The organism is Streptomyces rapamycinicus NRRL 5491 (genome assembly GCF_024298965.1).
Classification (GTDB): domain Bacteria; phylum Actinomycetota; class Actinomycetes; order Streptomycetales; family Streptomycetaceae; genus Streptomyces; species Streptomyces rapamycinicus.
Map to the genome: position 1 here is coordinate 6,965,743 of NZ_CP085193.1, position 26,756 is coordinate 6,992,498.

22 protein-coding genes are annotated in these 26,756 nt (G+C 72.3%); 9 read left to right on the top strand and 13 right to left on the bottom strand.

Annotation, left to right across the window (positions count from 1 at the left end; genetic code table 11):
- Nucleotides 1-6: 6 nt before the first annotated feature.
- The 4 genes from LIV37_RS29295 to deoC form a co-directional block, all read right to left on the bottom strand.
- Nucleotides 7-1,032 carry an amidohydrolase family protein gene (locus LIV37_RS29295; protein WP_020870709.1) on the bottom strand — a complete coding sequence of 342 codons (1,026 nt, stop codon included), beginning with the start codon at nt 1,030-1,032 and terminating at the stop codon, nt 7-9.
- Between the two features lie 1,125 nt (nt 1,033-2,157).
- Complete coding sequence (locus tag LIV37_RS29300; protein WP_121825192.1) at nt 2,158-3,021, bottom strand: aldehyde dehydrogenase family protein; 864 nt, start codon at nt 3,019-3,021, stop codon at nt 2,158-2,160.
- Nucleotides 3,014-4,474 (bottom strand): aldehyde dehydrogenase family protein, encoded by a 1,461-nt coding sequence (locus LIV37_RS29305; RefSeq protein ID WP_020870711.1) that lies wholly within the window; start codon nt 4,472-4,474, stop codon nt 3,014-3,016. The genes LIV37_RS29300 and LIV37_RS29305 overlap by 8 nt, the downstream gene beginning before the upstream one ends.
- A gap of 6 nt (nt 4,475-4,480) precedes the next feature.
- Nucleotides 4,481-5,482 carry a deoxyribose-phosphate aldolase gene (gene deoC / locus LIV37_RS29310; RefSeq protein ID WP_020870712.1) on the bottom strand — a complete coding sequence of 334 codons (1,002 nt, stop codon included), beginning with the start codon at nt 5,480-5,482 and terminating at the stop codon, nt 4,481-4,483.
- Nucleotides 5,483-5,619: 137 nt separating this feature from the next.
- Between deoC and LIV37_RS29315 the strand changes: the two genes are divergently transcribed.
- Nucleotides 5,620-6,303 carry a PH domain-containing protein gene (locus LIV37_RS29315; protein ID WP_020870713.1) on the top strand — a complete coding sequence of 228 codons (684 nt, stop codon included), beginning with the start codon at nt 5,620-5,622 and terminating at the stop codon, nt 6,301-6,303.
- Nucleotides 6,304-6,495: 192 nt separating this feature from the next.
- On the opposite strand, the gene LIV37_RS29320 is transcribed toward LIV37_RS29315, so the two are convergent.
- From LIV37_RS29320 to LIV37_RS29330, 3 genes are all read right to left on the bottom strand, one after another.
- Nucleotides 6,496-8,268 carry a phospho-sugar mutase gene (locus LIV37_RS29320; RefSeq protein ID WP_020870714.1) on the bottom strand — a complete coding sequence of 591 codons (1,773 nt, stop codon included), beginning with the start codon at nt 8,266-8,268 and terminating at the stop codon, nt 6,496-6,498.
- A 1,083-nt stretch (nt 8,269-9,351) separates the two neighbouring features.
- Nucleotides 9,352-10,179 carry a purine-nucleoside phosphorylase gene (locus tag LIV37_RS29325; RefSeq protein ID WP_373920666.1) on the bottom strand — a complete coding sequence of 276 codons (828 nt, stop codon included), beginning with the start codon at nt 10,177-10,179 and terminating at the stop codon, nt 9,352-9,354.
- Between the two features lie 139 nt (nt 10,180-10,318).
- Nucleotides 10,319-10,756: a gamma-glutamylcyclotransferase family protein gene (locus tag LIV37_RS29330; RefSeq protein WP_020870716.1), complete on the bottom strand. Its 438-nt coding sequence runs from the start codon at nt 10,754-10,756 to the stop codon at nt 10,319-10,321.
- Between the two features lie 124 nt (nt 10,757-10,880).
- On the opposite strand from LIV37_RS29330, the gene LIV37_RS29335 reads away from it, so the two are divergent.
- Together LIV37_RS29335 and LIV37_RS29340 are read left to right on the top strand one after the other, a co-directional pair.
- Nucleotides 10,881-12,329 (top strand): NAD(P)H-quinone dehydrogenase, encoded by a 1,449-nt coding sequence (locus tag LIV37_RS29335; protein ID WP_121824373.1) that lies wholly within the window; start codon nt 10,881-10,883, stop codon nt 12,327-12,329.
- Nucleotides 12,330-12,464: 135 nt separating this feature from the next.
- Nucleotides 12,465-13,448 carry a DeoR/GlpR family DNA-binding transcription regulator gene (locus tag LIV37_RS29340; protein ID WP_243146279.1) on the top strand — a complete coding sequence of 328 codons (984 nt, stop codon included), beginning with the start codon at nt 12,465-12,467 and terminating at the stop codon, nt 13,446-13,448.
- A gap of 242 nt (nt 13,449-13,690) precedes the next feature.
- Here LIV37_RS29340 and LIV37_RS29345 read toward each other — a convergent pair whose 3' ends face one another.
- Entirely contained in the window at nt 13,691-14,284 is a 594-nt protein-coding gene (locus tag LIV37_RS29345; RefSeq protein WP_121824371.1) for a TetR/AcrR family transcriptional regulator, read from the bottom strand.
- Between the two features lie 147 nt (nt 14,285-14,431).
- Here LIV37_RS29345 and LIV37_RS29350 point away from each other — a divergent pair, with 147 nt between their 5' ends.
- Nucleotides 14,432-15,610: an alpha/beta hydrolase gene (locus LIV37_RS29350; RefSeq protein WP_020870721.1), complete on the top strand. Its 1,179-nt coding sequence runs from the start codon at nt 14,432-14,434 to the stop codon at nt 15,608-15,610.
- A 176-nt stretch (nt 15,611-15,786) separates the two neighbouring features.
- Here LIV37_RS29350 and LIV37_RS29355 read toward each other — a convergent pair whose 3' ends face one another.
- On the bottom strand, nt 15,787-17,535 hold the full coding sequence (locus LIV37_RS29355) for an acetyl/propionyl/methylcrotonyl-CoA carboxylase subunit alpha (RefSeq protein WP_121824370.1): 1,749 nt from the start codon (nt 17,533-17,535) through the stop codon (nt 15,787-15,789).
- Nucleotides 17,536-17,879: 344 nt separating this feature from the next.
- Here LIV37_RS29355 and LIV37_RS29360 point away from each other — a divergent pair, with 344 nt between their 5' ends.
- Nucleotides 17,880-18,332, top strand: a complete 453-nt coding sequence (locus LIV37_RS29360; protein WP_121825191.1) for a hypothetical protein — start codon at nt 17,880-17,882, stop codon at nt 18,330-18,332.
- 83 nt (nt 18,333-18,415) lie between these two features.
- On the opposite strand, the gene LIV37_RS29365 is transcribed toward LIV37_RS29360, so the two are convergent.
- The 4 genes from LIV37_RS29365 to LIV37_RS29375 form a co-directional block, all read right to left on the bottom strand.
- On the bottom strand, nt 18,416-19,021 hold the full coding sequence (locus tag LIV37_RS29365; protein ID WP_020870723.1) for a Maf family protein: 606 nt from the start codon (nt 19,019-19,021) through the stop codon (nt 18,416-18,418).
- A 172-nt stretch (nt 19,022-19,193) separates the two neighbouring features.
- On the bottom strand, nt 19,194-19,325 hold the full coding sequence (mmpB, locus tag LIV37_RS51820; protein WP_020870724.1) for a morphogenic membrane protein MmpB: 132 nt from the start codon (nt 19,323-19,325) through the stop codon (nt 19,194-19,196).
- A gap of 94 nt (nt 19,326-19,419) precedes the next feature.
- Nucleotides 19,420-19,626 (bottom strand): acyl-CoA carboxylase epsilon subunit, encoded by a 207-nt coding sequence (locus tag LIV37_RS29370; RefSeq protein ID WP_020870725.1) that lies wholly within the window; start codon nt 19,624-19,626, stop codon nt 19,420-19,422.
- 24 nt (nt 19,627-19,650) lie between these two features.
- A complete protein-coding gene (locus LIV37_RS29375; RefSeq protein ID WP_121824369.1) occupies nt 19,651-21,249 on the bottom strand; it encodes an acyl-CoA carboxylase subunit beta in 1,599 nt (532 codons plus the stop codon).
- A gap of 238 nt (nt 21,250-21,487) precedes the next feature.
- On the opposite strand from LIV37_RS29375, the gene LIV37_RS29380 reads away from it, so the two are divergent.
- From LIV37_RS29380 to LIV37_RS29395, 4 genes are all read left to right on the top strand, one after another.
- Nucleotides 21,488-22,375 carry a biotin--[acetyl-CoA-carboxylase] ligase gene (locus LIV37_RS29380; RefSeq protein WP_121824368.1) on the top strand — a complete coding sequence of 296 codons (888 nt, stop codon included), beginning with the start codon at nt 21,488-21,490 and terminating at the stop codon, nt 22,373-22,375.
- Nucleotides 22,376-22,521: 146 nt separating this feature from the next.
- Complete coding sequence (locus LIV37_RS29385; RefSeq protein WP_020870727.1) at nt 22,522-23,700, top strand: adenylate/guanylate cyclase domain-containing protein; 1,179 nt, start codon at nt 22,522-22,524, stop codon at nt 23,698-23,700.
- A 290-nt stretch (nt 23,701-23,990) separates the two neighbouring features.
- Nucleotides 23,991-25,538, top strand: a complete 1,548-nt coding sequence (locus LIV37_RS29390) for a cytochrome P450 (RefSeq protein ID WP_020870728.1) — start codon at nt 23,991-23,993, stop codon at nt 25,536-25,538.
- A gap of 241 nt (nt 25,539-25,779) precedes the next feature.
- The gene (locus tag LIV37_RS29395; protein WP_020870729.1) at nt 25,780-26,574 is read left to right on the top strand and encodes an enoyl-CoA hydratase/isomerase family protein; all 795 of its coding nucleotides are present in this window, start codon (nt 25,780-25,782) and stop codon (nt 26,572-26,574) included.
- Nucleotides 26,575-26,756 lie beyond the last annotated feature (182 nt).

Genomic DNA, 26,756 nt, shown 5'->3' on the forward strand with positions numbered 1-26,756 from the left:
GTCATCTCAGCGGCTCTGTTTCGTCAGCAGGGCGTCCAGACGGGGGTAGACGGTGCGGGCATTGCGTTCGAAGACGCCGGTCAGCTCGTCCGCGCCGAGCCCGGCCGCCTCGGCGTAGCGGCGGGTGTCGTCGAAGTGCCGGCCGGTCCGGGGGTCGACGTCGCGGACGGCGCCGATCATCTCCGAGGCGAAGAGGATGTTCCGGGCCGGGATGACGTCGAAGAGCAGATCGATACCGGGCTGGTGGTAGACGCAGGTGTCGAAGAAGACATTGCCCAGGACATGCTCCTCCAGGGACGGCTTGCCCAGGGCCATCGCCAGTCCGCGGAACCGGCCCCAGTGATACGGAACGGCGCCGCCGCCATGCGGGATGATCAGCCGCAGGGTGGGGAAGTCGGCGAACAGATCGCCCTGCACCAGCTGCATGAACACCGTCGTATCGGCGTTGAGGTAGTGCGCCCCGGTGGTGTGGAACGCGGGGTTCACGCTGGTGCTCACATGCACCATCGCCGGAACGTCGTACTCCACCAGCTTTTCGTAGATCGGGTACCACGAGCGGTCGGTCAGCGGCGGGGCCGTCCAGTGGCCGCCCGAGGGATCGGGGTTGAGGTTGACCGCCACGGCCCCGTACTCCTCCACACAGCGGACGAGCTCGGGCACGCAGGTGACCGGATCGACGCCCGGCGACTGCGGGAGCATCGCGGCGGGGGCGAAGCGCTCCGGGTAGAGCTCGCTGACGCGGAAGCAGAGCTCGTTGCAGAGCGCCGCCCACTCGGAGGAGGTGCGGAGATCGCCGATGTGGTGGGCCATGAAGGACGCCCGGGGCGAGAAGACCGTCAGGCCGATGCCGCGCTCGTCCATCAGCCGGAGCTGATTCGGCTCGATGCTCCGGCGCAGCTGGTCGTCGCCGATGCGGAGGTCGGCGGGGGAGGGGGCGCGGGCGGGGTCGGTGAGTCCGTCGATCTGCTGGGTGCGCCATGCCTCCAGCGCCGGGGGCGCGGTGGTGTAGTGGCCATGGCAGTCGATGATCATTCGCGGTTCCTTCGTGGCGTGCGGTTCCTCGCAACCTAACTGTCGATGAAATTGTTGACAATATGTGCGACGAAAAATGCTGGCGCGATGTCCGGGATGCGGGCGGTGCGGGGGCGCTCGGTGCGGAAGAGGGGGGGGGGGGGGGTGCAGGGTGTGTTTCCGGTGGCTCGTGACGCCTGCGGCGGGCCACGCGGCGGAGCCGCGTATCGATGCTTCCCCCTCCCCGCCCCTTCCCACAACTGGGGCTCCGCCCCAGACCCCGGGCCGGACGACCCTGCTGCACGCGGAAGCCCGCACGCCCATCCGCCGCGTCGGCGTACGGACCGCGATCAGCCCGCTGGCGCAGGCGTGCCCGCCCAGCGCCGCGTCCGCGCCCAGCGCCGTGCCTGCGCCCAGCGCCGTGCCTGCGCTCAGCGCCGTGCCTGCGCTCAGCGCCGTGCCTGCGCTCAGCGCCGTGCCTGCGCCCAGCGCCGTGCCTGCGCCCAGCGCCGTGCCTGCGCTCAGCGCCGTGCCTGCGCTCAGCGCCGTGCCTGCGCTCAGCGCCGTGCCTGCGCTCAGCGCCGTGCCTGCGCTCAGCGCCGTGCCTGCGCTCAGCGCCGTGCCTGCGCTCAGCGCCGCGCCCGCGTCCGCGTTCGCGCCGAGAAGGACATCACGCCCGCGTCGGTGTGCCGACCGTGACCAGTCCGCTGGCGCAGGCGTGTCCGCCCAGTGCCGCGTCCGCGCTCAGCGCCGTGCCCGTGCTCAGGGCCGCGTCCGCGTCCGTGGCGAGAAGGGCATCACGCCTGCGTCGGCGGACCGACCGTGATCAGCTCGCTGGCGGAGGTGATCACGCCCTCACCGGTCGCCGCGAACGGCGCACGGCCGCCGGTTTGCGGGGCGGGGGCTCCTGGGGGCCGTCCGGGTGCCGGCCGACCCTTGACCCTGGATCCGGTCTTCGGCGCTGGTCGGCAGATATGGCGACGCGGGTGCCGTTCCGCGGGCGCCCTGGCCCCCTGCTCACCGGGCGGCCACTCGGCCATCGCGTCGCAGGCGGGGTGGTTGGTGCCCGGGCCGGTGAGTCGGCCGTCGTCGCAGTCGGCTCACCGGCCCCCCCGGGGTCCGGGGGCGGGGGGCTCGTCCGTCGGGCTAGGCGCCCATCGGGTGCCAGACGGTTTTGGTCTCCAGGAAGGTGAGGAGGCGGCCGGTGCCGGGGTCGGCGGTCCAATCCACAGGCTGTGGACGCAGGACGCGCTTGAGGTTCTCCGCGGCGGCCTTCTCCAGCTCGGTCGCGAGTTCCGGGTCCGCGCCGGCGAGGTCGATCGCGTTGACGTCCTGGTGCGCGGCCAGCGGGGCGGCGATCTCCGCCGTACGGCCGGACAGGACGTTGACCACGCCGCCCGGGAGGTCGGAGGTGGCCAGGACCTCGGCGAGGGAGAGGGCGGGGAGTGGGGACTTCTCACTCGCCACCACCACGGTCGTGTTCCCGGTGACGATCGCCGGGGCGATCACCGACACCAGGCCCAGGAAGGCGGAGTCCTGGGGCGCGAGGAGCGCGACGACGCCGGTCGGCTCGGGGGAGGAGAGGTTGAAGTACGGCCCGGCCACGGGGTTGGCGGACCCGGCGATCTGGGCCGTCTTGTCGGACCAGCCCGCGTACCAGACCCAGCGGTCGATCGCCGCGTCCACCTGCGCGGTGGCCTTGGACTTCGACAGGCCCTCGGCGTCGGCGACCTCGTGGATGAACTGGTCGCGGCGGCCCTCCAGCATCTCGGCGACGCGGTAGAGGATCTGGCCCCGGTTGTAGGCGGTGGCCCCCGACCAGCCGCCGAACGCCTTGCGCGCGGCGACGACCGCGTCCCGGGCGTCCTTGCGGGAGGCCAGCGGGGCGTTGGCCAGCCACTTGCCCTTTGCGTCGGTCACCTCGTACACCCGCCCGCTCTCGGACCGGGGGAACTTGCCCCCGACGAACAGCTTGTAGGTCTTGAGCACGGAGAGTCGGTTGTCAGACATCGAGGTACGCCTCCAGGCCGTGGCGACCGCCTTCACGGCCGTATCCGGACTCCTTGTAGCCGCCGAAGGGGGAGGCCGGGTCGAACTTGTTGAAGGTGTTGGACCACACCACGCCCGCCCGGAGCTTGTTCGCCATCCACAGGATGCGCGAGCCCTTCTCCGTCCAGATGCCCGCCGACAGCCCGTACGGCGTGTTGTTGGCCTTGGCCACGGCCTCTTCGGGGGTGCGGAAGGTGAGCACCGAGAGCACCGGGCCGAAGATCTCCTCGCGGGCGATCCGGTGGGCCTGGGTGACGCCGGTGAAGAGCGTTGGCGCGAACCAGTAGCCGGAGCTGGGCAGTTCGCACGCCGGGGCCCAGCGCTCGGCGCCCTCGGCCTCGCCCGCGTCGGCCAGGGCGCGGATCCGGGCCAGTTGCTCGGCGGAGTTGATGGCGCCGATGTCAGTGTTCTTGTCCAGCGGGTCGCCGACGCGCAGGGTGCTCATCCGGCGCTTGAGCGCGTCGAGCAGCTCGTCCTGGACGGACTCCTGGACCAGGAGGCGGGAGCCCGCGCAGCAGACATGGCCCTGGTTGAAGAAGATGCCGCCGACGATGCCCTCGACCGCCTGGTCGAGGGGGGCGTCGTCGAAGACGATGTTCGCGGCCTTGCCCCCGAGTTCGAGGGTGACCTTCTTCCTCGTACCGGCCACCGTACGGGCGATGGCCTTGCCGACCTCGGTCGATCCGGTGAAGGCCACCTTGTCGATGCCGGGGTGGGCGACCAGTTCGGCGCCGGTCGAGCCGTCGCCGGTGACGATGTTCACCACACCCTTGGGCAGGCCCGCCTGACGGCAGATGTCCGCGAAGAACAGGGCGCTCAGGGGCGTGGTCTCGGCGGGCTTGAGGACGACCGTATTGCCGGTGGCGAGCGCCGGGGCGATCTTCCAGGCCAGCATCAGGAGGGGGAAGTTCCAGGGGATGACCTGACCGGCGACGCCCAGGGGCCGGGGGTCCGCCCCGCTCGTGCCGTTCAACGGGCTACGCCCGCGGACCGCGTACGCCAGCTTGTCGGCCCAGCCCGCGTAGTAGAAGAAGTGGGCCGCGACCAGGGGCAGATCGGCGTCGCGCGACTCGCGGATCGGCTTGCCGTTGTCCAGCGACTCCAGTACGGCCAGCTCGCGGGAGCGCTCCTGGATGATCCGCGCGATGCGGAAGAGGTACTTGGCGCGCTCGGAGCCGGGGAGCGCGGACCAGGTCTCGAACGCCTTGCGGGCGGCCTTGACGGCGCGGTCCACGTCCTCGACGCCCGCTTGGGCGACCTCGGAGAGGACCTCCTCCGAGGAGGGGGAGAGGGTCTTGAAGACCTTGCCGTCGCCCGCCTCGGCGAACTCCCCGTCGATGAACAGGCCGTAGGACGGGGCGATGTCGACGACCGCGCGGGACTCGGGCGCGGGTGCGTACTCGAAAACTGGCATGGCGTATCAGTCCACCGTCACGTAGTCGGGACCGGAGTACCGGCCGGTGCTCAGCTTCTGGCGCTGCATGAGCAGATCGTTGAGCAGACTGGAGGCGCCGAAGCGGAACCACTCCGGGGAGAGCCACTCGTCGCCCAGCGTCTCGTTGACCATCACCAGGTACTTGATCGCGTCCTTGGAGGTGCGGATGCCGCCCGCGGGCTTCACGCCCACCTGCACACCGACCGCGGCGTGGAAGTCGCGGACCGCCTCCAGCAGGACGAGGGTGACGGGCGGGGTCGCGTTGACGGCCACCTTGCCGGTGGAGGTCTTGATGAAGTCCGCGCCCGCGAGCATCGCCAGCCAGGAGGCGCGGCGGACGTTGTCGTACGTCTGGAGCTCACCGGTCTCGAAGATGACCTTGAGGTGGGCCGCGGTGCCGCTGCCGTCCTCGCGGACGCACGCCTCCTTCACCTGCCGGATCTCCTCGAAGACGTCGAGGTAGCGGCCGGAGAGGAAGGCGCCGCGGTCGATCACCATGTCGATCTCGTCCGCCCCGGCGGCCACCGCGTCCCGGGTGTCGGCCAGCTTGACCGGCAGCGAGGCCCGGCCGGAGGGGAAGGCGGTGGCGACGGCGGCCACATGGATGCCGCTGCCGGTCAGGGCCTCCTTGGCGGTGGCCACCATGTCGCCGTAGACGCAGATCGCCGCGACCTTCGGAGCCGAGCGGTCGGTGGGGTCGGGGTTGATCCCCTTGGCGCAGAGCGCCCGGACCTTGCCCGGGGTGTCGGCACCCTCGAGGGTCGTCAGGTCGATCATCGAGATCGCCAGGTCGATGGCGTACGCCTTCGCCGTGGTCTTGATCGAGCGGGTGCCGAGGGTCGCGGCACGGGCCTGCAGGCCGACCGCGTCGACGCCCGGCAGGCCGTGCAGGAAGCGGCGCAGCGCGCCGTCGCCGGCGGTCACGTCCGCCAGCGACGCGAGTCGCTCCGCGGCCTCTTTGCCGTATGCGGGAACTGTGGTGGGCATGGTCACCAGATGAGCATATCTACGCGCGTAGTCGGATGTCACCCCCGGGCCTGGAATCGATCGGGGCCCGGGAACCGGCGATCCCGCGTCCGCCCTGGGCGCCCGCCGCCCCGTGAGTGTGGTGCACAATCGGGCGCATGACGAGCCCGGACGACGACTCCACCCCCGCTGCCTCCAGCTCCGCTTCCGCCGCCTCCTCCGATGCCGAGACCGAGACCTTCTCGGACCGGATCTACCGCTCCCCGAGCGGTATCGCGGGCGGAGTGCTGCTGCTCGGGCTCAGCGGCTGGCTGGGCATCGACGCGATGATCCGGGGCGAGGGACGGACGCCGTGGCTGGCGCTGGCCGGGCTGTTCTTCGCGGTGCCCGTGGTGATCGCCTTCACGGTGCGCCCGGCGGTGTACGCGGGACAGGACCGGCTGCTCGTCCGCAACCCGTTCCGTACGATCACGCTGCCCTGGGCCTCGGTCGAGGGGGTGCGCGCCGGGTACACCAGCGAGGTGCTCGCGGGCGGGGCCGCCTACCAGCTGTGGGCGATCCCGGTCTCGCTGCGCCAGCGCAAGCGGGCCGCCCGGCAGCAGGCCAGGGCGGCCTCCGAGGACCCCTTCGGCGCCACGTCCGCCCATGTCGCGGCCGGAAAGCCCGACGAGGACCGCCGGGCCCCCTCCGACGCGGCGATCGGCGACCTGCGCGAGATGGCCGAACTCAACGGCCGGCGCGAGGGCGCCCAGGGGGCGCCGGAGGTGCGCTGGGCCTTCGAGGTCATCGCGCCGACGCTGGCGGGCGCGGTGCTGCTCGGCGTCATGCTGGCGATCGGCTGAGAGCTGGGCCCGCTGAGCCCGCTGGGCCCGGTTTCCGCCGTCGGGCTTCCCGGCCCCGGCTTCCCGGCCCCGGCTTCCCGGCCCCGGCTTCCCGGCCCCGGCTTCCCGGCCCCGGCTTCCCGGCCCCGGCCGGGACGGTGCCCGACGCCGGGCCCCGCTACCTCAGCCGGGCCCGTCCCCGCTCCGGCGCCGTCACTGATCGCCGTGGGCGACGGCGACGGGCTCGGCGGCTGATACGCCCGCGTCCGCGGTGGCGGCTTCCGGGGGCTGGATTCCCGCCGCCGCCGAAAGGTCCGCCTTGAGCGCGGCCAGCACGGTGTCCGCCGTGGCGCGGGCCGGAGTGAGCGCGTGGGCGGCGGGGACGTCGACGATCACCTCCAGGTAGCACTTCAGCTTCGGCTCGGTGCCGCTGGGCCGGACGATCACGCGGGCGCCGCGGACGCTTCCCTTCCCGGCGAGCTGATAGCGCAGGCCGTCCGTCGGGGGCAGCGTGTCCGTGCCCCGCGTCAGGTCCTCCGCCGAGGTCACGGCGAGCCCCGCCAGCTCGGTGGGCGGCTGTTCGCGCAGCCGCTTCATCGCGCTGCCGATCACGGAGAGGTCGGTGACCCGGACGGACAGCTGGTCGGTGGCGTGCAGCCCGTGCGCCACCGCGATGTCGTCCAACAGATCCACGAGGGTGCGGCCCTGCTCCTTGAGCTCCGACGTCAGCTCGGCCACGAGCAGCGCGGCCGTGATGCCGTCCTTGTCGCGTACGCCCTCCGGATCCACGCAGTAGCCGAGCGCCTCCTCGTACGCGTAGCGCAGCCCGTCCACCCGGGCCAGCCACTTGAAGCCGGTCAGCGTCTCGGCGTACGCCAGCCCGGCGTCGTCCGCGATCCGGGACAGGAGCGACGAGGAGACGATCGTGGTCGCGAACGCCCCGCGGGCGCGCTTGTGGACGAGGTGGGTGGCGAGGAGCGCGCCGACCTCGTCCCCGCGCAGCATCCGCCAGCTCGCGGCGTCCGTGGGGGCCGTGGGATTCGTGATCGTGGGGACGGCGACGGCGCAGCGGTCGGCGTCCGGGTCGTTGGCGATGATGATGTCCGGCGCGACCCTGCGGGCCGTGGCGAAGGCCAGGTCCATCGCCCCCGGCTCCTCCGGGTTGGGGAACGCGACGGTCGGGAACGCCGGGTCGGGCTCGGCCTGCTCGGGCACGACCGCGGGCTCGGGGAACCCGGCACGGGCGAACGCCGCGGTGAGGGTCTCACGGCCGACGCCGTGCAGCGGGGTGTAGACGACGCGGGCGTTCCGGGGCGAACCCTGGGTGAGAACCGCGTCGGTCCGCGCGAGGTACGCCTCCAGGACGTCGTCGTTCAGCGTCTCCCAGCCGGTCTCGGGCCGGGGCACGTCGTCCAGGCCGCGGATCGCCGCGATCTCGGCCGCGATCTCGGCGTCGGCGGGCGGCACGATCTGGGAGCCGTCGCCGAGGTACACCTTGTAGCCGTTGTCGCGCGGCGGGTTGTGGCTCGCGGTGACCTCGACTCCGGCGATCGCGCCGAGGTGGCGGATGGCGAAGGCGAGGACGGGCGTGGGGAGGGGACGGGGCAGAACGGCGGCGCGGAAGCCGGCGCCGATCATGACGGCGGCGGTGTCGCGGGCGAACTCGGCGCTCTTGTAGCGGGCGTCGTACCCGACGACGACGAGACCTTGACCACTCTGGTCCTCCCGGTCGTGGTACGTGCGCAGATACGCGGCGAGCCCGGCGGCGGCGCGGATGACGACGGCGCGGTTCATCCGCATGGGCCCGGCCCCGAGCTCACCCCGGAGACCGGCGGTACCGAACTGCAGCGTGCCGGAGAACCGCACGGCGATCGCGTCGACGGCGTCGTCCTGGAGCAGTTTCCCGAGCTCATCCCGCGTCTCGGGATCGGGATCCTCGGCAAGCCATGCGCGAGCCTGGGCGATGAGATCGGGCTCCGTGGCCATGGGGGCCTCCTGGGGGTGGTCGTATGGGTGCTGCGGGCTGCGGGCTGCGGGCTGCGGGCTGCGGGTGCGGGTGCGTTGGTGGTTGCTGGGGTGCGCCGTGGGTCCGTGGTCGGTTGCCGGGGGCGGGGCCTCCGGGGCGGGGCTCTGGACCGTATATTTACGGCGCCATTGGCCGGGGGCTTGCGTGGGCCGGAGATTGGCGCCACAAATACACGTAAGCGTCCAGAGCCCCGCCCCTGCGACCCCGCCCCCTCCCGAGCGTCGGCGACCGCCCCCCGGTGACACGAGCCCCGGCCGAGTCCCTGACCGTTCGAGGCGGGGTGCGCCTCCGTCCCTCGCGCCTTGTCGGCATCCGTGCCCGGTCCCGTCCGGGGGCGTCCCTTGGCCTCATCGGCGACCGCGCCCGGGGCGATGCCCGCCTAGGGCGAGCCACCGATGGCCTTGGCGGCGGAGAGCCGCCGTCGGGCGGTAGGGGCGGGGGACCGCCACTCGGCGAGGGGCCGGAGTCGGACAAGCGGCTTGTGCCACTCACGGGTAGCCGTGAGACGGAGGGCGGGGGCTGGGGCGCGTCCGGCAGCCGGGTCCCGGGCGATCCGGGGCCGGCAAGGCGCCCGCCACCGGCGGGTGGTCGCCGTTCCCGGGGGCCGGGGACGGCCAAGGCGCTCGTGCCACTCGCGGGTGGCCGCTGTGAGACGGGTTGGGCCGGGGACGGACGAGAGGCGCCCGTGCCACTGGCGGGTAGCCGCGGGACGGCGGGAGGGGGCGGGGTCGGAGGGGTGGTGTCCTGGACACTTACGTGTATTTGTGGCGCCAATCTCCGGCCCACGCAAGTCCCCGGCCAATGGCGCCGTAAATATACGGTCCAGGGCGCCGCCCCGGAGGCCCCGCCCCCGGCACCCACCACACAACCGACCGCACACCCCGGCCGGCCCCGCGCCCCCGGCCCGCCCCGCCCGCGCTCCCGGCTCGCCCGACCCGGTCCGACCCGCGCTTCCGTCGCGCCCCGCGTACCTCGCGCATCGCTGTTCAGTTAGGCAAGGAGTGAGTACCCGCGCAGGGCGCCGTGACGCCGCGCCCCGGGGATCAGAGGCGGTCGAGGACCTGGGACAGCAGGCTGCCCATGCGGGAGGCGGAGTCGCGGCCCGCCTGGAGGACCTCCTCGTGGTTGAGGGGTTCGCCCGTCATTCCGGCCGCGAGGTTCGTCACCAGGGAGATCCCGAGAACCTCCGCGCCCGCCTCGCGCGCCGCGATGGCCTCCAGGGTGGTGGACATGCCCACCAGGTCGGCCCCTATCGTGCGGGCCATGTTGATCTCCGCAGGAGTCTCGTAGTGCGGCCCGGGGAACTGGGCGTAGACGCCCTCCTCCAGGGTCGGGTCGACCTGCTGGCACAGGGCGCGCAGCCGCGGCGAGTACAGGTCGGTGAGGTCGACGAAGTTGGCGCCCACGATCGGCGAGGTGGCCGTGAGGTTGATGTGGTCGCTGATCAGTACCGGCTGGCCGGGGCGCATGCCCTCGCGGAGGCCGCCGCAGCCGTTGGTGAGGATGATGGTCTTGCAGCCCGCGGCGACGGCGGTGCGTACGCCGTGTGCGACGGCGGCGACACCACGCCCCTCGTAGTAGTGCGTACGGCCGAGGAAGACCAGCGCCCGCTTGTCGTTGATCCGGTACGACCGGATCCGGCCCGCGTGGCCCGCGACGGCGGGCGGCGGGAAGCCGGGCAGCTCGGTGACGGGGAACTCGTGCTCGGGCGCCCCGAGGGCGTCGGTGGCGGGGACCCAGCCGGAGCCCAGGACCAGCGCGACGTCGTGGGTTTCCGCGCCGGTCAGCTCGCGCAGGCGGGTGGCGGCGGCGTCGGCGGCGGCGTGCGGGTCGCTCTGATTGTCCCAAGAAACTGATGCGTTCACGCGCACGAGGGTAGCCGCTAACTGCCTACGCGCGTAGACGGACTTCGTCAGGGTGTTCGGATCGTTGCATTGCCGCAAACCGGGGAGCCGGGGCAACCGGGGAACCAGAGCAACCGGGAAGCCGGCTCAACCGGAAACACCGGACTCAGCAGGGACGCTTGCGCAGCTCCATCACATAGTCGTGCGGCGCCCCCGCCGACTCCGCCGCGTCGGCGATCTCACCCAGGTAGCGGGCCGAGGGCAGGCCGCCCTCGTAGCCGTTGAGGACGTAGAGCCAAGCGGCCTCGTCGCCGTCCAGCGTGTGGACGCGGATCCGCATCCGGCGGTAGATGTCGAGGCCGACGCCCTCCCAGCGGTCCATGGAGTCCTCGTCCATGGGGGCGATGTCGTAGAGGGCGACGAAGACCTGGGAGCGCGGGGCCTCCACGATCGTGGGGAGGGCGCCTTCCCAGCCCATCTGCTCACCGCCGAAGGTGAGGCGCCAGCCGTTCAGCCAGCCCGTTCCGCGCAGCGGGGAGTGTGGTGCGCGGCGGGACATCAGCCGCGCGTCGAGGTTGCCGGCGTACGCGGCGTAGAGCGACATGGGTCTGAGGGTACGGGAGTGGGGTGGAACGGCCCTCGGGGCGGGAGGTTCGGCGGGAGGTTTCGTACGGCGGTCGCTCCCGCGAAACCCCCCGGGCTGAAGGCATTCGAACCGGTGCGGGACAATGGAGCATGTGACTCGGATCGTGATCATTGGTGGCGGACCCGGCGGCTATGAGGCGGCGCTGGTCGCCGCGCAGCTCGGCGCGGAGGTGACCGTCGTCGACTGCGACGGTCTGGGCGGGGCGTCGGTGCTCACCGACTGTGTGCCGTCGAAGACGTTGATCGCCACCGCTGAGGTGATGACGACCTTCGACTCCTCCTACGAGGAGCTGGGGATCATCGTCGCCGACGACACCCCGCCGCTGGAGCAGGCGGCCCGGGTGGTCGGCGTGGATCTGGGCAAGGTCAACCGCCGGGTGAAGCGGCTCGCGCTCGCCCAGTCGCACGACATCACGGCCTCGGTCACCCGGGCCGGTGGCCGGGTCATGCGCGGCCGCGCGCGGGTGGAGCCGCAGCAGTCGCTGGACGGCTCGCGACGGGTGGTCGTGCGGGCCGCGGACGGCAGCGAGCAGACGCTGGTGGCGGACGCGGTACTGCTGGCGACGGGCGCTCATCCGAGGGAGATCCCGGACGCGAAGCCGGACGGCGAGCGGATCCTGAACTGGACGCAGGTGTACGACCTGGACGAGCTCCCCGAGGAGCTGATCGTGGTCGGCTCCGGTGTCACGGGTGCGGAGTTCGCGGGTGCCTACCAGGCGCTGGGGTCGAAGGTCACGCTGGTCTCCAGCCGGGACCGGGTGCTGCCGGGCGAGGACCCGGACGCGGCGGCGGTGCTGGAGGACGTCTTCCGGCGCCGGGGGATGAACGTGATGTCCCGGTCCCGGGCGCAGGCCGCCAAGCGGGTGGGGGACCGGGTGGAGGTCACGCTCTCGGACGGGCGGGTCATCTCCGGCACCCACTGTCTGATGGCGGTCGGCTCGATCCCGAACACGGCGGACATCGGCCTTGAGGAGGCCGGGGTCAAGCTGGCGGAGTCGGGGCACATCCTGACCGACAAGGTGTCCCGGACCAGCGCGCCGGGCATCTACGCGGCCGGTGACTGCACCGGTGTGCTGGCGCTGGCGTCGGTGGCGGCGATGCAGGGCCGGATCGCGATGTACCACTTCCTCGGGGACGCGGTGACCCCGCTGAACCTGAAGACCGTCTCGGCGAACGTCTTCACCGACCCCGAGATCGCCACGGTCGGCTACTCGCAGGCGGACGTGGACGGCGGGAAGATCGACGCCCGGGTGGTGAAGCTGCCGCTGCTGCGCAATCCGCGGGCGAAGATGCAGGGCATCCGGGACGGCTTCGTGAAGATCTTCTGCCGTCCGGGCACCGGCATCGTGGTCGGCGGTGTGGTGGTCGCGCCGCGGGCGAGCGAGCTGATCCACCCCATCTCGCTGGCGGTGGACAACAATCTGACGGTGGAGCAGATCGCCAAGGCCTTCACGGTCTACCCCTCGCTGTCCGGCTCGATCGCCGAGGTGGCCCGGCAGTTGCACACCCGGAAGACACAGGAAGAGTCATAGACTCGGTCCTTAGCACTTCGTGCCCTCACAGATGTACAACTTCTGCTAATTGGTGCAAGCTGCTGAAAACAGACGGTCGTTGGCGTTACTGTCAGTTTCGTGTTCGCTGCAGAACGTCGCCAATTGATCCTTGAAATGGTGCGTGCGAACGGAGCGGTGTCGCTCCGGGAGCTCGCCCGCGTCGTCCAGACCTCCGAAGTGACCGTCCGGCGTGATGTGCGGGCACTGGAGGCAGAAGGACTGCTCGACCGCCGGCACGGCGGTGCGGTGCTGCCGGGCGGATTCACCAGGGAGTCCGGCTTCCCGCAGAAATCCCATCTAGCGACCGCGGAGAAGACGGCAATCGCCGATCTCGCGGCCGGTTTCGTCGAGGAGGGCGAGGCCGTCGTCGTCGGCGCCGGGACCACTACGCAGGAGCTGGCCCGCCGGCTCGCGCGGGTCCCCGGGCTGACCGTGGTCACCAATTCCCTGCTGGTCGCGCAGGCGTTGGCGCATGCCAACCGGGTCGAGGTCGTGATGACCGGCGGCACCCTGCGCGGCTCCAACTACGCCCTGGTCGGCAGCGGCGCCGAGCAGTCCCTCCAGGGGCTGCGGGTCTCGCGCGCCTTCCTGTCCGGCAGCGGGCTGACCGCCGAGCGCGGCCTGTCCACCTCCAACATGCTCTCGGCCAGCGTCGACCGGGCGCTGGTCCAGGCGGCGGCGGAGGTGGTCGTGCTCGCCGACCATACGAAACTGGGCACCGACACCATGTTCCAGACGGTGCCCACCGATGTGATCACCCGGCTGGTGACCGATGAGCCGCCCGCCCATGACGACCGTGCCCTGACCGAGCTCCAGGCCCTCGCGGACCAGGGGGTTCAGATCGCCGTGGCCGGGCCGGGCGCGGGGTCCGGCCCGGCCGGGAGCGGTGAGGGCGGCGGTTCGGCGGGGCGGCAGTCGGGGCGGCTGGGCCCGTCGCAGGGCCGTGGCGGCGGCGAGGAGGGCCTGCCGCTGCCGGGGCCGCGCCGTAACCACCCCCACCCGCCGGGCGGGCCCGGCTCCGCCCAGTTGCGTACCGCGGTGCCGCTGGCGGAGCAGCAGCCGGGGCGGGTGGCGGACCTGGCGCCGCGCCGCCGCTAGGGGGTGTCCGACGGCTGGGGGGGTGTCCTACGGCTCGTGACGCCTGCGGCGGGCTGTTCCCCTACCCGCCCCTTCCCGAAACTGGGGCTCCGCCCCAGACCCCGGGGTCCAGGGGCGAAGCCCCTGGTATCGGGAAGGGGCGGGTAGGGGAAAGATCCGCCGGGCACCCTGGAGCTGGTGGTCGCCGACTCACGTCAGTGGGCCGTGGGGCCCGGGAGTCAGCGGGCCGCGAGCCCCCGGTGTCAGCGGGCCTTGAGTCCGGTGAAGGCCAGCGCCAGCAGCCGGTCGGCCAACTCCGGGTCGTCCGGCGACTGCTCCACGGCCAGCGCGATCGCGTTCGTGAGCTGCATCAGATCGGCGATGACCACATCGGACCGTACGGCACCGCTCTGCTGGGCGCGGGCGAGCAGTTCGCTGCCCGCCTCGCGCAGCGGCAGACCGCAGCCGCGGGACAGCTCCGAGGTCTCGTCGCCCGAGCACGCCATCAGGGCCTGGGAGAGCCCGCGGTAGGTGCTCGCGTGGTCCACGATGGCGCGCAGCCAGTCGATCAGCGCCTGACACGGCCGCGGCGCCTGGGCCAGTTCCCGCGACCGCTCCAGCAGGGCACATATCTCGCCCTGGAAGACCGCGCCCATCAGCGCGGTGCGGTTCGGGAAGTGGCGGTAGAGCGTGCCGATGCCGACGCCCGCGCGGCGTGCGATGTCCTCCAGCGAGGCGTCGGTACCGTGCTGGGTGAAGGCCGTGCGCGCCTCGGCCAGCAGCCGCTCGTAGTTGCGGCGCGCGTCGGCGCGCATGGGGCGCGGTGGCGTCTGCGCCGTGGCTGTCTCCATCGCCATCGCGGTCCTCCCTGCCGTGCCTGCCCGTGGGTCAAGCATGCCATTTCGTGACCGCAGGCACGCCCTGGCCAGGCAACGCGGGTGCCGGAGGCGGCATCAAACAGGGCGACGGCACCGTGCGTTGCGGTGCGCCGGAGTGGAAGAACAATGGGACTGACCAGTCGATCACTCGAGTATGTGATGATCGCCCTCGCCGTGGCGTGCGCGGGGCTGACGCTCTGGCTGTGGCCGCGCTTCGCGGGCCGGGGCGTACGGGCCTGGGCGGGCCGGCTGGCCGCCCTCGCCGTGACCCAGTGCGCGATCGTGGCCGCCCTGGCCCTCGCGGTGAACAGCGCCTTCCAGTTCTACGGGTCCTGGGACGAACTGCTGGGCGAGGACGATGCGGCACCGGCGGCCCTGTCCCGTGTGCAGGGCGGCGCCGCGGGGCCGGTCGGGGCGTCGGGCGGTCTGGTGCGGCCCGCCCCGCCGCAGGGGCTGAACACGGTGCACGGACTGCCGAGCGGGCCGCCCGCCGAGGCGGGCAAGGTGGAGTCGGTGCGGATCCTGGGCCGCCGCAGCCAGGTGGCCAACCCGGCGTATGTCTATCTGCCGCCGCAGTACTTCCAGCGCCAGTACGCCCGGCAGCGCTTCCCCGTGATCGTGGCGATCAGCGGCTACCCCGGCGGATCCTTCCTGCTGGCCCAGCATCTGCGGCTGCCCCAGACCGCGGGCGGGCTGATCCGCACCGGGTCGCTGCAACCGGCCGTCATCGTGATGGTGCGGCCCACCATCGCCCCGCCCCGCGACACCGAGTGCGTGGACGTCCCCGGCGGCCCCCAGGCCGAGACGTACTTCGCCCGGGACCTGCCGGAGGCGCTGCGGGCGAGCTACCGGATCGGCCATGACCCCAGCGCCTGGGGCGTACTGGGCTACTCGTCGGGCGGCACCTGCGCCCTTCAGCTGACCCTGCGTCATCCCCGTGTCTACGGCGCGGCCGCGGCCCTGTCGCCCGACTACCGCGTGGTCAACGACCCCACGACCGGCGACCTCTTCGGCCGGGGCCCGGCGGGCGAGCGCAGGAAGCGGGAGCACGATGTGCTGTGGCGGCTGCGCCATCTGCCTCAGCCGCAGGTGTCGGTGCTGGTGGCCTCCAGCCGCCGGGGCGAGCCCGACTACGGCGCCACCCGCGACTTCCTGGCCGCGGTCCGGCCGCCGATGAGCGCGCAGTCGATCATCCTGGACCGGGGCAGCCACAACTTCCGCACCTGGCGCCGCGAACTGCCCACCGCCCTGCGGTGGATGAACGGTCAGCTGACCTTCCCGCAGGACGTGGTGCACGGCCGCTGAGCGGGCCGTACGCGACGACGGCGGGCCCCAGCCGGATGATTCCGGCCGGGGCCCGCCGTCATGGGGCATGTGGTGGGGCGGTCAGCCCTCGATCTCCGCGTCCGTCCTCGACCTTCGCGTCAGCCCTCGATCTCCCCGTCAGTCCTCGTTCTCCGCGTCAGCCCTCGTTCTCCGCGTCAGTCCTTGATCTCGCAGATGACCGCGCCCGAGGTGAGGGACGCGCCGACCTCGGCGGCCAGACCCTTGACCGTGCCCGCGCGGTGGGCGTTGATGGGCTGTTCCATCTTCATGGCCTCCAGGACCACGACGAGGTCGCCCTCGGCCACGGTGTCGCCCTCGCCCACGGCGACCTTGACGATGGTGCCCTGCATCGGGGAGGCCAGGGCGTCGCCGGAGGCGGCGGAGCCGGACTTCTTGACCGCCTTGCGCTTCGGCTTCTTCGAGCCGCCCGCGGGGGCGGTGGCCACGCCCAGGGAAGCGGGCAGCGAGACCTCCAGCCGCTTGCCGCCGACCTCGACCACGACCGTCTCGCGGCCGGTGGGTTCCTCGGTCTCGTCGGCCCCGGTGGGGGTGAACGGGGCGATGGTGTTGTTGAACTCGGTCTCGATCCAGCGGGTGTGGATGGTGAACGGCTCGTTGGTGAACGCCGGGTCCTTCACTACCGCCTGGTGGAACGGGATCGCGGTGGCCATGCCCTCGACCTGGAACTCGGCCAGGGCGCGGGCCGCGCGCTGGAGGGCCTGCTTCCGGGTGGCGCCGGTGACGATCAGCTTGGCCAGCAGCGAGTCCCACGCGGGGCCGATGACGCTGCCGGACTCCACGCCCGCGTCCAGCCGGACACCGGGGCCGGTCGGCGGGACGAAGGAGGTCACGGTTCCCGGGGCGGGCAGGAAGTTGCGGCCCGGGTCCTCGCCGTTGATGCGGAACTCGAACGAGTGCCCCCGCATCGGCGGGTCGTCGTAGCCGATGGCCTCGCCGTCGGCGATGCGGAACATCTCGCGGACCAGGTCGATGCCGGTGACCTCCTCGGTGACCGGGTGTTCCACCTGGAGCCGGGTGTTGACCTCGAGGAAGGAGATGGTGCCGTCGTTGCCGACGAGGAACTCGACGGTGCCCGCGCCGACGTATCCGGCCTCCTTGAGGATGGCTTTGGAGGCGGTGTAGAGCTGGGTGTTCTGGTCCTCGGTGAGGAAGGGGGCGGGGGCCTCTTCGACGAGTTTCTGGTGGCGGCGCTGGAGGGAGCAGTCGCGGGTGGAGACCACGACGACGTTGCCGTGGGTGTCGGCCAGGCACTGGGTCTCGACGTGGCGGGGCTTGTCCAGGTAGCGCTCGACGAAGCATTCGCCGCGGCCGAAGGCGGCCACGGCTTCGCGGACGGCGGAGTCGTAGAGCTCGGGGACCTCTTCCATCGTGCGGGCGACTTTCAGGCCGCGGCCGCCGCCGCCGAAGGCGGCTTTGATGGCGATGGGCAGGCCGTGCTGTTCGGCGAAGGCCACGACCTCCTCGGCCCCGGAGACGGGGTCGGGGGTGCCGGCGACGAGGGGGGCGCCGGCGCGCTGGGCGATGTGGCGGGCGGCGACCTTGTCGCCCAGGTCGCGGATGGCGTGTGGCGGGGGGCCGATCCAGGTCAGGCCGGCGTCGAGGACGGCCTGGGCGAACTCGGCGTTCTCGGAGAGGAATCCGTAGCCGGGGTGGACGGCGTCGGCGCCGGATTCGGCGGCCGCGGCCAGGACCTTGGCCTGGTCGAGATAGCTGGCCGCCGGGGTGTCACCGCCCAGCGCATAGGCCTCATCGGCCGCGCGCACATGACATGCGTCCCGGTCCGGATCGGCGTAGACGGCTACGCTCGCGATCCCGGCATCCCGGCAGGCACGGGCAACACGGACAGCGATCTCGCCACGGTTGGCGATGAGCACCTTGCGCACGATGGCTCCCTCCTTGAAACAAGCCGAGTTTAGGTACAGGCGACACCTCGCGCCGAGCAGACCCCGGGCGTGAGCTTGACCACACGGAGCGTGAACCTCGCGTTGGACGAACGTCCGGATCCCCCGTCGCTCCACGGTACGCCCGGTTTTCGGGGCGGTGGCGCGGTCCGCGATGTGGGCAAGGTCTCTGGTACGCCGTGCTGCGGCGCTTCATGTTTCTTTGTGGAGACCCTACGAATGCCGGGCGGAAACTTTGCCACGGCGTTCAGCTCGTCCGCACCTCTTGTGGCGACGCTTACCCGTTAGTAGCGTGCTTCGGCACTGACAGAGTGGAGGGGATCGCGGTGGCGCGCAGACCAGTGGCCGCGGTGGCGGCAGTGACGCTGATGGTCGAGGCGGTCGGCATAGCGCTGCTGAACTGGATCCTCGGCCTGGTCGTGGACCGTCAGCAGATGTCCTTGGGCGGCATGGACACCGACGCGATGTCGATCGGGACCTGGGTCGCGGGCGGCCTCTTCGGCCTCTATCTGCTGGTGTGCGGGGCGGTGCTGCTGCGCACCGCCGTGCGCGACCGCGCCCCCGGCCGTCTGGCCCGCATCCTGCTCATCACCTGCGCGGTGGTGCACGGGCTGTTGGGCGCGTTCTCGGTCGGCCTGGTGGGCTGGGCGGCGTTCGCGTTCATGATGGTGGTGCTGGGGCTGATCGTGCTGAGCCTGCTGGGGTACGAGGCGGAGCCGCCCGCCGAGCCCTCCGTCGAGGCCGCGGGCGGCGGCCACGACGCCCCCAGCCCGGCCTGAGCCGGAAAGATCCAGGGAAAGGCCTAAGACGAGTCCGGGGAAAGACCTAAGGCAGATCCAGGGAAACGCCTAGCCGGAATTCCCTAGTCGCTCCAGAGGTCCGTGATCCGCACGTCCAGTTCGGCGAGCAGCCGGCGGAACAGCGGCAGGGACAGCCCGATCACGTTTCCGGAGTCGCCCTCGATGCCGTCGACGAACGGTGCCGAACGGCCGTCGAGCGTGAACGCGCCCGCCACGTGCAGCGGTTCGCCGCTGGCGACGTACGCCGCGATCTCCTCGTCCGTCGGCTCGCCGAAGTGGACGGTGGTGGACGCGGTGGCCGAGGCGCGGCGGCCGTCGGCCGTGTCGATCACGCAGTGCCCGGTGCGCAGCACCCCGGCCCGGCCGCGCATCGACTTCCAGCGGGCGGTGGCCTCCTCGCCGTCCGCCGGTTTGCCGAGCGCCTGACCGTCCAGCTCCAGCACCGAGTCGCAGCCGACGACGAGGGAGCCCGCCGTCTCCGGAAGCCCGGCCACGGCGGTGGCCTTCGCCTCGGCCAGCACCCGGGCCAGCTCGGCGGGGGTCTCGGCGCGAATCGCGTCCTCGTCCACCCCGCTGACGATCACCTTCGGCGCCAGCCCGGCCTGCCGCAGCAGCCCGAGCCGGGCGGGGGAGGCGGACGCGAGGACGAGAGTGCGCTGCGCAGTCATGCGCACCAGGGTAAGCCGGTCCCGGAGAGGGGCCGGGGGCCAGGGCCACCTGCCACGCGGCGGAGCCGCATATCGTCAGGTGTCGGGGAGGGGCGGGGAGGGGGAAGCATCGATATGCGGCTCCGCCGCGTGGCCCGCCGCAGGCGTACGCGTACCGCCGGACACCCCCTGGCTAGGGCCACATCCCCAGGATGCACATCGCCAGCAGCACGGAGACGGTCAGAACGGTGCGGGCGCGGCGGAGCATGGCCTCGGCGCGCCGCAGTTCCTCGGGCGGCTCATCGGGCGGCTCGGACCACAGCATGAATCCGATCCTGAGGCCGCAGATGCCGGGGCGCCTGAGTACGCGTACTCAGGCGCCCCGGCACGAAGCTGCCATCCGGCCCGCCGCGGGCCGCTCAGGCGGGCCAGTAGGTGGTGCGCCAGGCCTTGGGGCCCGGGTGCGGCACCCGGTGGCTGGGGACGGTGCGGGCCGGGTCGGACCACTCCTCCGGATCGTTCTCGGTCTGCGCAGCGGCCATGGAGGCCGCCGCGCGTGCTTGCACCACCGCCAGAGCGGCGGCCAACTCCTCGGGGGTCGGGTTGCCCCGGACAATGCGGATCATGGGAACAGCCCTTCGCTAGGGGGGCTAGAGGGGGATGTTGCCGTGCTTCTTCGGGGGCAGCGCCTCGCGCTTGTTCCGCAAGGTCCGCAGGCCGCGGACGATGTGGCGGCGGGTCTCGGAGGGCATGATCACAGCATCCACATACCCCCGCTCGGCCGCGATATACGGATTGAGGAGGGTGTCCTCGTAGTCCGCGATCAGCTCGGTGCGGGTGGTCTCCGGATCGTCGGAGGAGGCGATGGTGCGCCGGTGGAGGATGTTGACCGCGCCCTGGGCGCCCATGACCGCGATCTGCGCGGTCGGCCAGGCCAGGTTGAGGTCCGCGCCCAGGTGCTTGGATCCCATCACGTCGTACGCGCCGCCGAACGCCTTGCGGGTGATGACCGTGATCAGCGGGACGGTGGCCTCCGCGTAGGCGAAGATCAGCTTGGCGCCGCGCCGGATGATGCCGTTGTACTCCTGGTCGGTGCCGGGCAGGAAGCCGGGCACGTCCACGAAGGTCAGGACGGGCACGTTGAACGCGTCGCAGGTGCGCACGAAGCGCGCGGCCTTCTCGGAGGCGTCGATGTCCAGGCACCCGGCGAACTGCATCGGCTGGTTGGCCACGATGCCCACCGGGTGGCCCTCGACCCGGCCGAAGCCGGTGATGATGTTGGGCGCGAAGAGCGCCTGCGTCTCCATGAACTCGTTGTCGTCCAGCACGTGCTCGATGGCCTTGCGCACGTCGTACGGCTGGTTCGCCGAGTCCGGGATGAGGGTGTCCATCTCCCGGTCCTCGTCCGAGACCTCCAGATCGGCCTCGTCGGGGAAGGCCGGGGGCTCGGAGAGGTTGTTGGAGGGGAGGTAGGACAGCAGCGCCTTGACGTACTCGATGCCGTCCTTCTCGTCCCCGGCCATGTAGTGCGCGACACCGGAGGTGGTGTTGTGGGTCCGGGCGCCGCCCAGCGCCTCGAAGCCGACGTCCTCACCCGTGACCGTCTTGATCACATCGGGCCCGGTGATGAACATGTGCGAGGTCTGGTCGACCATCACCGTGAAGTCGGTGATCGCCGGCGAGTAGACCGCCCCGCCCGCGCACGGGCCCACGACCAGGCTGATCTGCGGGATCACCCCCGAGGCGTGGGTGTTGCGGCGGAAGATCTCGCCGTACATGCCGAGGGAGACCACACCCTCCTGGATGCGGGCGCCACCGGAGTCGTTGATGCCGACGACCGGGCAGCCGGTCTTGAGCGCGAAGTCCATGACCTTGACGATCTTCTCGCCGAACACCTCTCCGAGCGCCCCGCCGAAGACCGTGAAGTCCTGGGAGAACACGGCCACCGGGCGGCCGTCGACCGTGCCGTAACCGGTCACGACCCCGTCCCCGTAGGGCCGGTTCTGGTCGATGCCGAAGTTGGTCGAGCGGTGCCGGGCGAACTCGTCGAGCTCGGTGAAGGACCCCTCGTCCAGGAGGAGGTCGATCCGTTCGCGCGCGGTCAGCTTGCCCTTGGCGTGCTGCTTCTCCACCGCGCGCGCGGACCCGGCGTGGGTCGCTTCTTCGATGCGGCGCTGCAGGTCCGCGAGCTTCCCCGCGGTGGTGTGGCGGTCTGGAATCTCGGGGGCGGTCTCCGGCTCGGTGGACATCGGGATGCGGCTCCTGCTCGTCCTGGGGGTGGATACGGCGGGTCTTCAGGATCGGGGGAAGGCGGGGAACGGGGTCGTACGGGTCGTGATGGTGATCAGACGGGGTCTGTCGGGTTTCGGGGGTTCCGGACCGTTCGGCGGCTTTGCGCTGGCTGGGCTACCGGCACGTAGCGTATCGGCGGCACCGCTTGGTGGCAGTGCGTCGTTGGCCACACCTCCTGACCCTAGGCTGGCCCCCATGACGCCTTCTGACACCTCAGGGAGCCCAGGTGACGCGCGCGGACGCTGGTCCGACCTGGAGCGGCCACCGCTGAACGCCGCCGCGCTGCGCCGGGGGCTGGTGCGCCCCGGCGGGCTGTGGACCGAGCTCGAGGTGGTGCGGGCGACCGGCTCGACCAATACGGATCTGGTCACCCGGGCCCGGGCCGGAGCCCCCGAGGGCGCGGTGCTCATCGCCGAGGAGCAGACCGCGGGGCGCGGCCGGCTCGACCGCGCCTGGACGGCCCCGGCCCGGTCCGGGCTCTTCTTCTCCATCCTGCTACGGCCCGGCGACGCCGGCGTGCCCACCGAGCGCTGGGGCTGGCTGCCGCTGCTGGCCGGGGTCGCGGCGGCCGGGGCGCTCAGCCGTACCGGGGGCGTGGACACCGCGCTGAAGTGGCCGAACGACCTGCTGGTGACGGTCGCGGGCGAGGAGCGGAAGTTCGGCGGGATCCTCGCCGAGCGGGCCGGGGACGCGGTGGTGATCGGCATGGGGCTGAACGTCTCGCTGCGCGCCGGTGAACTCCCCGTTCCCACCGCCGGGTCGCTGGCCCTGGCGGACGCCATCTCCACCGACCGCGATCCGCTGCTGCGGGCCGTGCTGCGCTCGATCGCCGAGTGGTACGGGGAGTGGCGCCGCTTCGAGGGCGACCCCGGGGCGAGCGGCCTCCAGGAGACGTACGCGGCGGGCTGTGCGACCCTCGGGCGCCAGGTGCGCGCCGAGCTTCCGGGCGGCCGGGAGCGCGTCGGCGAGGCGGTCGCGATCGACGGCGACGGGCGTCTGGTTCTGGCCACAGAAGGCGGGGTTCAGGAGCCGGTCTCCGCCGGGGACATCGTGCATCTACGCTCCGTACCGAGGGAGGAATGACCCTCCCGCGCAAGAGTGAGCTACGGCACACCTGACGTATCGTGGTCGCGGTCGGTCCAGCTCGGGGCGGCTGTGGGCGAGCTCGGGACCGGGCCGGGAAGAGGGAACGGAAGGGCAGTGCGCAGGGATCGGACAGGGGGCGGGCGGTGACCGCCGACGACGCGGGTTCCGGCACGGCCGAGGAGCGCGAGGTGCTGGACGCCGCCGCGCCCGACGGGGCCGTACGGGACACCGGGGCGCGGGAGAGCGCCGCCGCGGAGACCCCCGACGACGAGGACCAGCCGGACCCCATCGCGCTCCGGCTGGAGCAGCTGATCCTCGGCGCCGAGCGGCGCTACACCCCCTTCCAGGCCGCCCGCAGCGCGGGCGTCTCGGTCGAGCTGGCCACCCGCTTCTGGCGGGCCATGGGCTTCGCCGACATCGGCCAGGCCAAGGCGCTGACCGAGGCCGACGTACTGGCGCTGCGCCGGCTGTCCGGTCTGGTCGAGGCCGGGCTGCTGAGCGAGCCGATGGCCATCCAGGTGGCCCGCTCCACCGGCCAGACCACCGCCCGGCTCGCCGACTGGCAGATCGACTCCTTCCTGGAGGGGCTCACCGACCCCCAGGAGACCGGGATGACCCGGACCGAGATCGCGTATCCGCTGGTCGAGCTGTTGCTGCCGGAGCTGGAGGAGTTCCTGGTCTACGTCTACCGGCGTCAGCTCGCGGCCGCGACCGGCCGGGTGGTGCAGGCGGCGGACGACGTCGAGATGGTGGACCGGCGGCTGGCGGTCGGCTTCGCGGACCTGGTGAGCTTCACCCGGCTGACCCGGCGGCTGGAGGAGGAGGAGCTCGGCGAGCTGGTCGAGGCGTTCGAGACCACGGCCGCCGACCTGGTGGCGGCGCACGGCGGACGGCTGATCAAGACGCTGGGCGACGAGGTGCTCTACGCGGCCGACGACGCGGGCATCGCCGCCGAGATCGCGCTGCGCCTGATCGAGACGCTGACGCATGACGAGACGATGCCCGAGCTGCGGGTCGGGATCGCGTTCGGCACGGTCACGACGCGGATGGGCGATGTCTTCGGCACGACGGTGAACCTGGCCAGCCGGCTGACGTCCATAGCCCCCAAGAACGCGGTCCTGGTGGACGGCGCGTTCGCCGAGGAGCTGAGCCGCACCGGGGAGGCCCCGGTGTCGGAGGCGGAGGCCGCGGAGGCGGCCGCCGCGGCGGAGAAGGAGGGCGAGGAGCCGCCCTCGTACCGCTTCGCGCTGCAGCCGATGTGGCAGCGGCCGGTGCGTGGCCTCGGGGTCGTGGAGCCGTGGCTGCTGAGCCGTCGCGCGTGAGCCCGTGCGGTGCGGGTGGTGTGCGGGTGGTGCGGGTGGTGCGGGTGCGTCCGGATTCCTTCCGGGCGGGGGCGTCCGGATCGTTCCCGCGGCTCTGTCCGGATCGTTCCCGCGGCTCCGGCCGGATCATTCCGGTGGCGCTGACCGGATCACTGAACTGGGCCCGGCGCGGGGCCCGTTGGGCTAGCCTACGTCCGCAAGATCCACTCGGTGGATCCCAGGTCCTGTCGTCGAAGTAGCACCGTCCGCGTCCGCCCGCGGGGTGGGCCCGGCGGTGTCCAGGAGCACGTGTGACCCAGCTTTACGATTCGAGTGCTCAGCGTCCGGGCGCCTTACCTCCGCCGGGCTGTCCCGCCCACGGGGAGACCGGTGCCGAACCGCTCCACGCGCCCGAGTTCGGTGCGGACCCCTTCGCGGTCTACCGGCGGCTGCGCGAGGCCCACGGCCCGCTCGCGCCGGTGGAGCTGGACAGAGGCGTACCGGCCATGTTGTGCCTGGGGTACGACACGGCGCTGGAGGTCATGCGGCGCCCCGAGACCTTCTCCAAGGACCCCCGTCACTGGCGGGACAGGAACGAGGGCCTGCTGCCGGAGTCCAGCTACGCCCCGCAGGTGATCAGGCCCCGGCCGCAGGTCGACTTCGTGGACGGCGAGGAGCACCGGCGGCTGCGCGGCGCCATCGAGGACACCACCGGCCGGATCGACTCCAGCGCCCTGCGGAACTATGTCGAGCGCATCGCCGACTCGCTGATCGACCAGTTCTGCGAGGCGGGCGAGGCCGAGCTGATCGGGACGTACTGCGCACTGGTCCCGATCATGGTCACGAGCCAGCTCTTCGGCTGCCCGCAGGAGATCATGGACCGGATGCTGCGGGGCGTGGCGGCGTTCATCGACGGCTCGGACCCATCGGGCGGGGACCGGACCTCGGGCGCGGCGCTGCGCGAGCTGATCGACCTCAAGCGGCGCGAGCCGGGCGCCGACATCACCTCCTGGCTGATCGCCCACCCGGCGCGGCTGAGCGACGAGGAGCTGGTCGAGCAGCTGCTGCTGCTGATCGGGATGGTGACCGGGGTGGTGCCCGGTCTGATCGGCAACTCCCTGCGGGTGCTGCTCACCGACGAGCGGTTCTCGGGCGAGCTGATGGGCGGCAGCATGCTCGTCGAGGACGCCCTCGACGAGGTGCTGTGGACGGACCCGCCGCTGGCCAACATGGGGCTCTACTTCCCGGTCCACGACACCAACCTCGCCGGGAAGCGGCTGCGCGCGGGCGACGCCGTGATGATCAGCTTCGCGGCGACCAACCGGGACGCCCTGCTGCGATCCCCGCACAAGCAGGGCAACCGGGCCCATCTGGCGTTCGGCGCGGGCGCCCACGCGTGCCCCGGCCGGTCCTCGGCCCGGCTGATCGCCTCCGTCGCGCTGGAGAAGCTGCTGGACCGGATCCCCGATCTGGCGCTCGCCGGGGAGATCGAGGAGCTGAAGTGGCTGTCCGGGATCTTCGTACGGGGGGTGATCACGCTGCCGGTGCGGTTCGCTCCCGTCCCCAGGCCGGGGAGCCGGCGCGGCGCGCCGCCCGCCGCCCGCCCGGGGGAGCCGGGCCCGCACGGGCCGCAGGGCCGGCCGGGTCAGCCGGGTCAGCCGGGTCAGCGGCAGGAGATGCCGCCGGGGATGCCTCCGCCGCCGCCCATCCCGCCGATCTCACTGCCGTTCGCCACCGACGCGGCGTCCGCGGCTGAGGCCCCGGCGGAATCGGGGGCGGACCCGGAGCAGGGGGAGGACGGGCAGAAGCAGCAGTCGATCCTGCTGGGCTTCCTGAACCGGTGGCGGCGGGCCCGCTGAGCGCTCCGCGGGGAGTGGCGCGGGGTGCGGTCGTTCATCCGCGGCCGCGTCGTGGCTGGTCCCACGCGGCGTAGCCGCATATCGACACAGCCCCGCGCCCCTTCGGGGGCGCAACCGAACCGCACCGGACTTCAGCGAGGGCGCTCAGAGCCTGTCCGGGCGCTCACAGGTTCCGCACGCCCCTGGGAGCTGCAATGATCGCGGGCAGTGTGTTCACGGTCGTTAACCGGGAGGGTGCGTGATGATTGAGCAGCGGTACGGGGAGTGGGTCGCGGTCCGCAGGGACGGCTTCGTGGCCGAGCTGGTGCTGGACCGGCCCAAGGCCATGAACGCCGTCTCGTCGGATATGGCGCGCTCCATCGCGGCGGCCTGTGCGGCGCTGTCCGCGGACCGTGACGTCCGGGCCGTGGTGCTGACCTCGACCCATGAGCGGGCCTTCTGCGTGGGCGCCGACCTCAAGGAGCGCAACTCGCTCACCGACGCCGAGATGATGCGGCACCGGCCGGTCTCCCGCGCCGCCTACACCGGGGTGCTGGAGCTGCCGGTGCCCGCCATCGCCGCGGTGCACGGCTACGCGCTGGGCGGCGGCTTCGAGCTGGCCCTGTCGTGCGACGTGATCGTCGCCGACCCCACCGCCGTGGTGGGGCTGCCCGAGGTGTCGGTCGGCGTGATCCCGGGCGGCGGCGGCACCCAGCTGCTGCCGCGCCGGGTGGGCGCCGCGCGCGCCGCCGAGCTGATCTTCTCCGCGCGCCGGGTGGCCGCCCCCGAAGCCCATGCGCTGGGCCTGGTGGACCGGCTGACTGCGGAGGGCGAGGACCGGACGGAGGCGCTGGAACTGGCTCGCGGCATCGCCGCCAACTCCCCGGTCGGCGTGCGGGCCGCCAAGAAGGCGCTGCGGCTGGGGCAGGGGCTGGATCTGCGGGCCGGTCTTGAGGTCGAGGACGCGGCGTGGCGGACGGTGGCCTTCTCCGGGGACCGCGCGGAGGGCGTGGCCGCGTTCAACGAGAAGCGTCCGGCGAACTGGCCGGGGCAGTGACGCACCCGGACCGGGAGGTGGCGGACTTTTCGGCAGGAGGAGTACCGGACCCGGACCGGGGAAGTTGACCGGATCCGGGGAGCGGCCCCGGCCCGGGGGGAGCGAAACGGCCACCGGGGGTGACCGTTCGCTCGGATACCCGGGGTGAACGGCCCGCAGCGGATTGTTCTCGACGTTCTTAC

Coding starts and splice junctions, on each gene's coding strand:
- LIV37_RS29365 (WP_020870723.1), bottom strand. CDS start 19,021: ATGACTGCGCAGCGCACTCTCGTCCTCGCGTCCGCCTCCCCCGCCCGG.
- LIV37_RS29380 (WP_121824368.1), top strand. CDS start 21,488: ATGACGCCTTCTGACACCTCAGGGAGCCCAGGTGACGCGCGCGGACGC.
- LIV37_RS29395 (WP_020870729.1), top strand. CDS start 25,780: ATGATTGAGCAGCGGTACGGGGAGTGGGTCGCGGTCCGCAGGGACGGC.
- LIV37_RS29300 (WP_121825192.1), bottom strand. CDS start 3,021: ATGTCTGACAACCGACTCTCCGTGCTCAAGACCTACAAGCTGTTCGTC.
- deoC (WP_020870712.1), bottom strand. CDS start 5,482: ATGCCCACCACAGTTCCCGCATACGGCAAAGAGGCCGCGGAGCGACTC.
- LIV37_RS29305 (WP_020870711.1), bottom strand. CDS start 4,474: ATGCCAGTTTTCGAGTACGCACCCGCGCCCGAGTCCCGCGCGGTCGTC.
- mmpB (WP_020870724.1), bottom strand. CDS start 19,325: ATGCTGTGGTCCGAGCCGCCCGATGAGCCGCCCGAGGAACTGCGGCGC.
- LIV37_RS29335 (WP_121824373.1), top strand. CDS start 10,881: ATGGAGCATGTGACTCGGATCGTGATCATTGGTGGCGGACCCGGCGGC.
- LIV37_RS29315 (WP_020870713.1), top strand. CDS start 5,620: ATGACGAGCCCGGACGACGACTCCACCCCCGCTGCCTCCAGCTCCGCT.
- LIV37_RS29375 (WP_121824369.1), bottom strand. CDS start 21,249: ATGTCCACCGAGCCGGAGACCGCCCCCGAGATTCCAGACCGCCACACC.
- LIV37_RS29320 (WP_020870714.1), bottom strand. CDS start 8,268: ATGGCCACGGAGCCCGATCTCATCGCCCAGGCTCGCGCATGGCTTGCC.
- LIV37_RS29330 (WP_020870716.1), bottom strand. CDS start 10,756: ATGTCGCTCTACGCCGCGTACGCCGGCAACCTCGACGCGCGGCTGATG.
- LIV37_RS29340 (WP_243146279.1), top strand. CDS start 12,465: ATGGTGCGTGCGAACGGAGCGGTGTCGCTCCGGGAGCTCGCCCGCGTC.
- LIV37_RS29370 (WP_020870725.1), bottom strand. CDS start 19,626: ATGATCCGCATTGTCCGGGGCAACCCGACCCCCGAGGAGTTGGCCGCC.
- LIV37_RS29350 (WP_020870721.1), top strand. CDS start 14,432: ATGGGACTGACCAGTCGATCACTCGAGTATGTGATGATCGCCCTCGCC.
- LIV37_RS29345 (WP_121824371.1), bottom strand. CDS start 14,284: ATGGCGATGGAGACAGCCACGGCGCAGACGCCACCGCGCCCCATGCGC.
- LIV37_RS29295 (WP_020870709.1), bottom strand. CDS start 1,032: ATGATCATCGACTGCCATGGCCACTACACCACCGCGCCCCCGGCGCTG.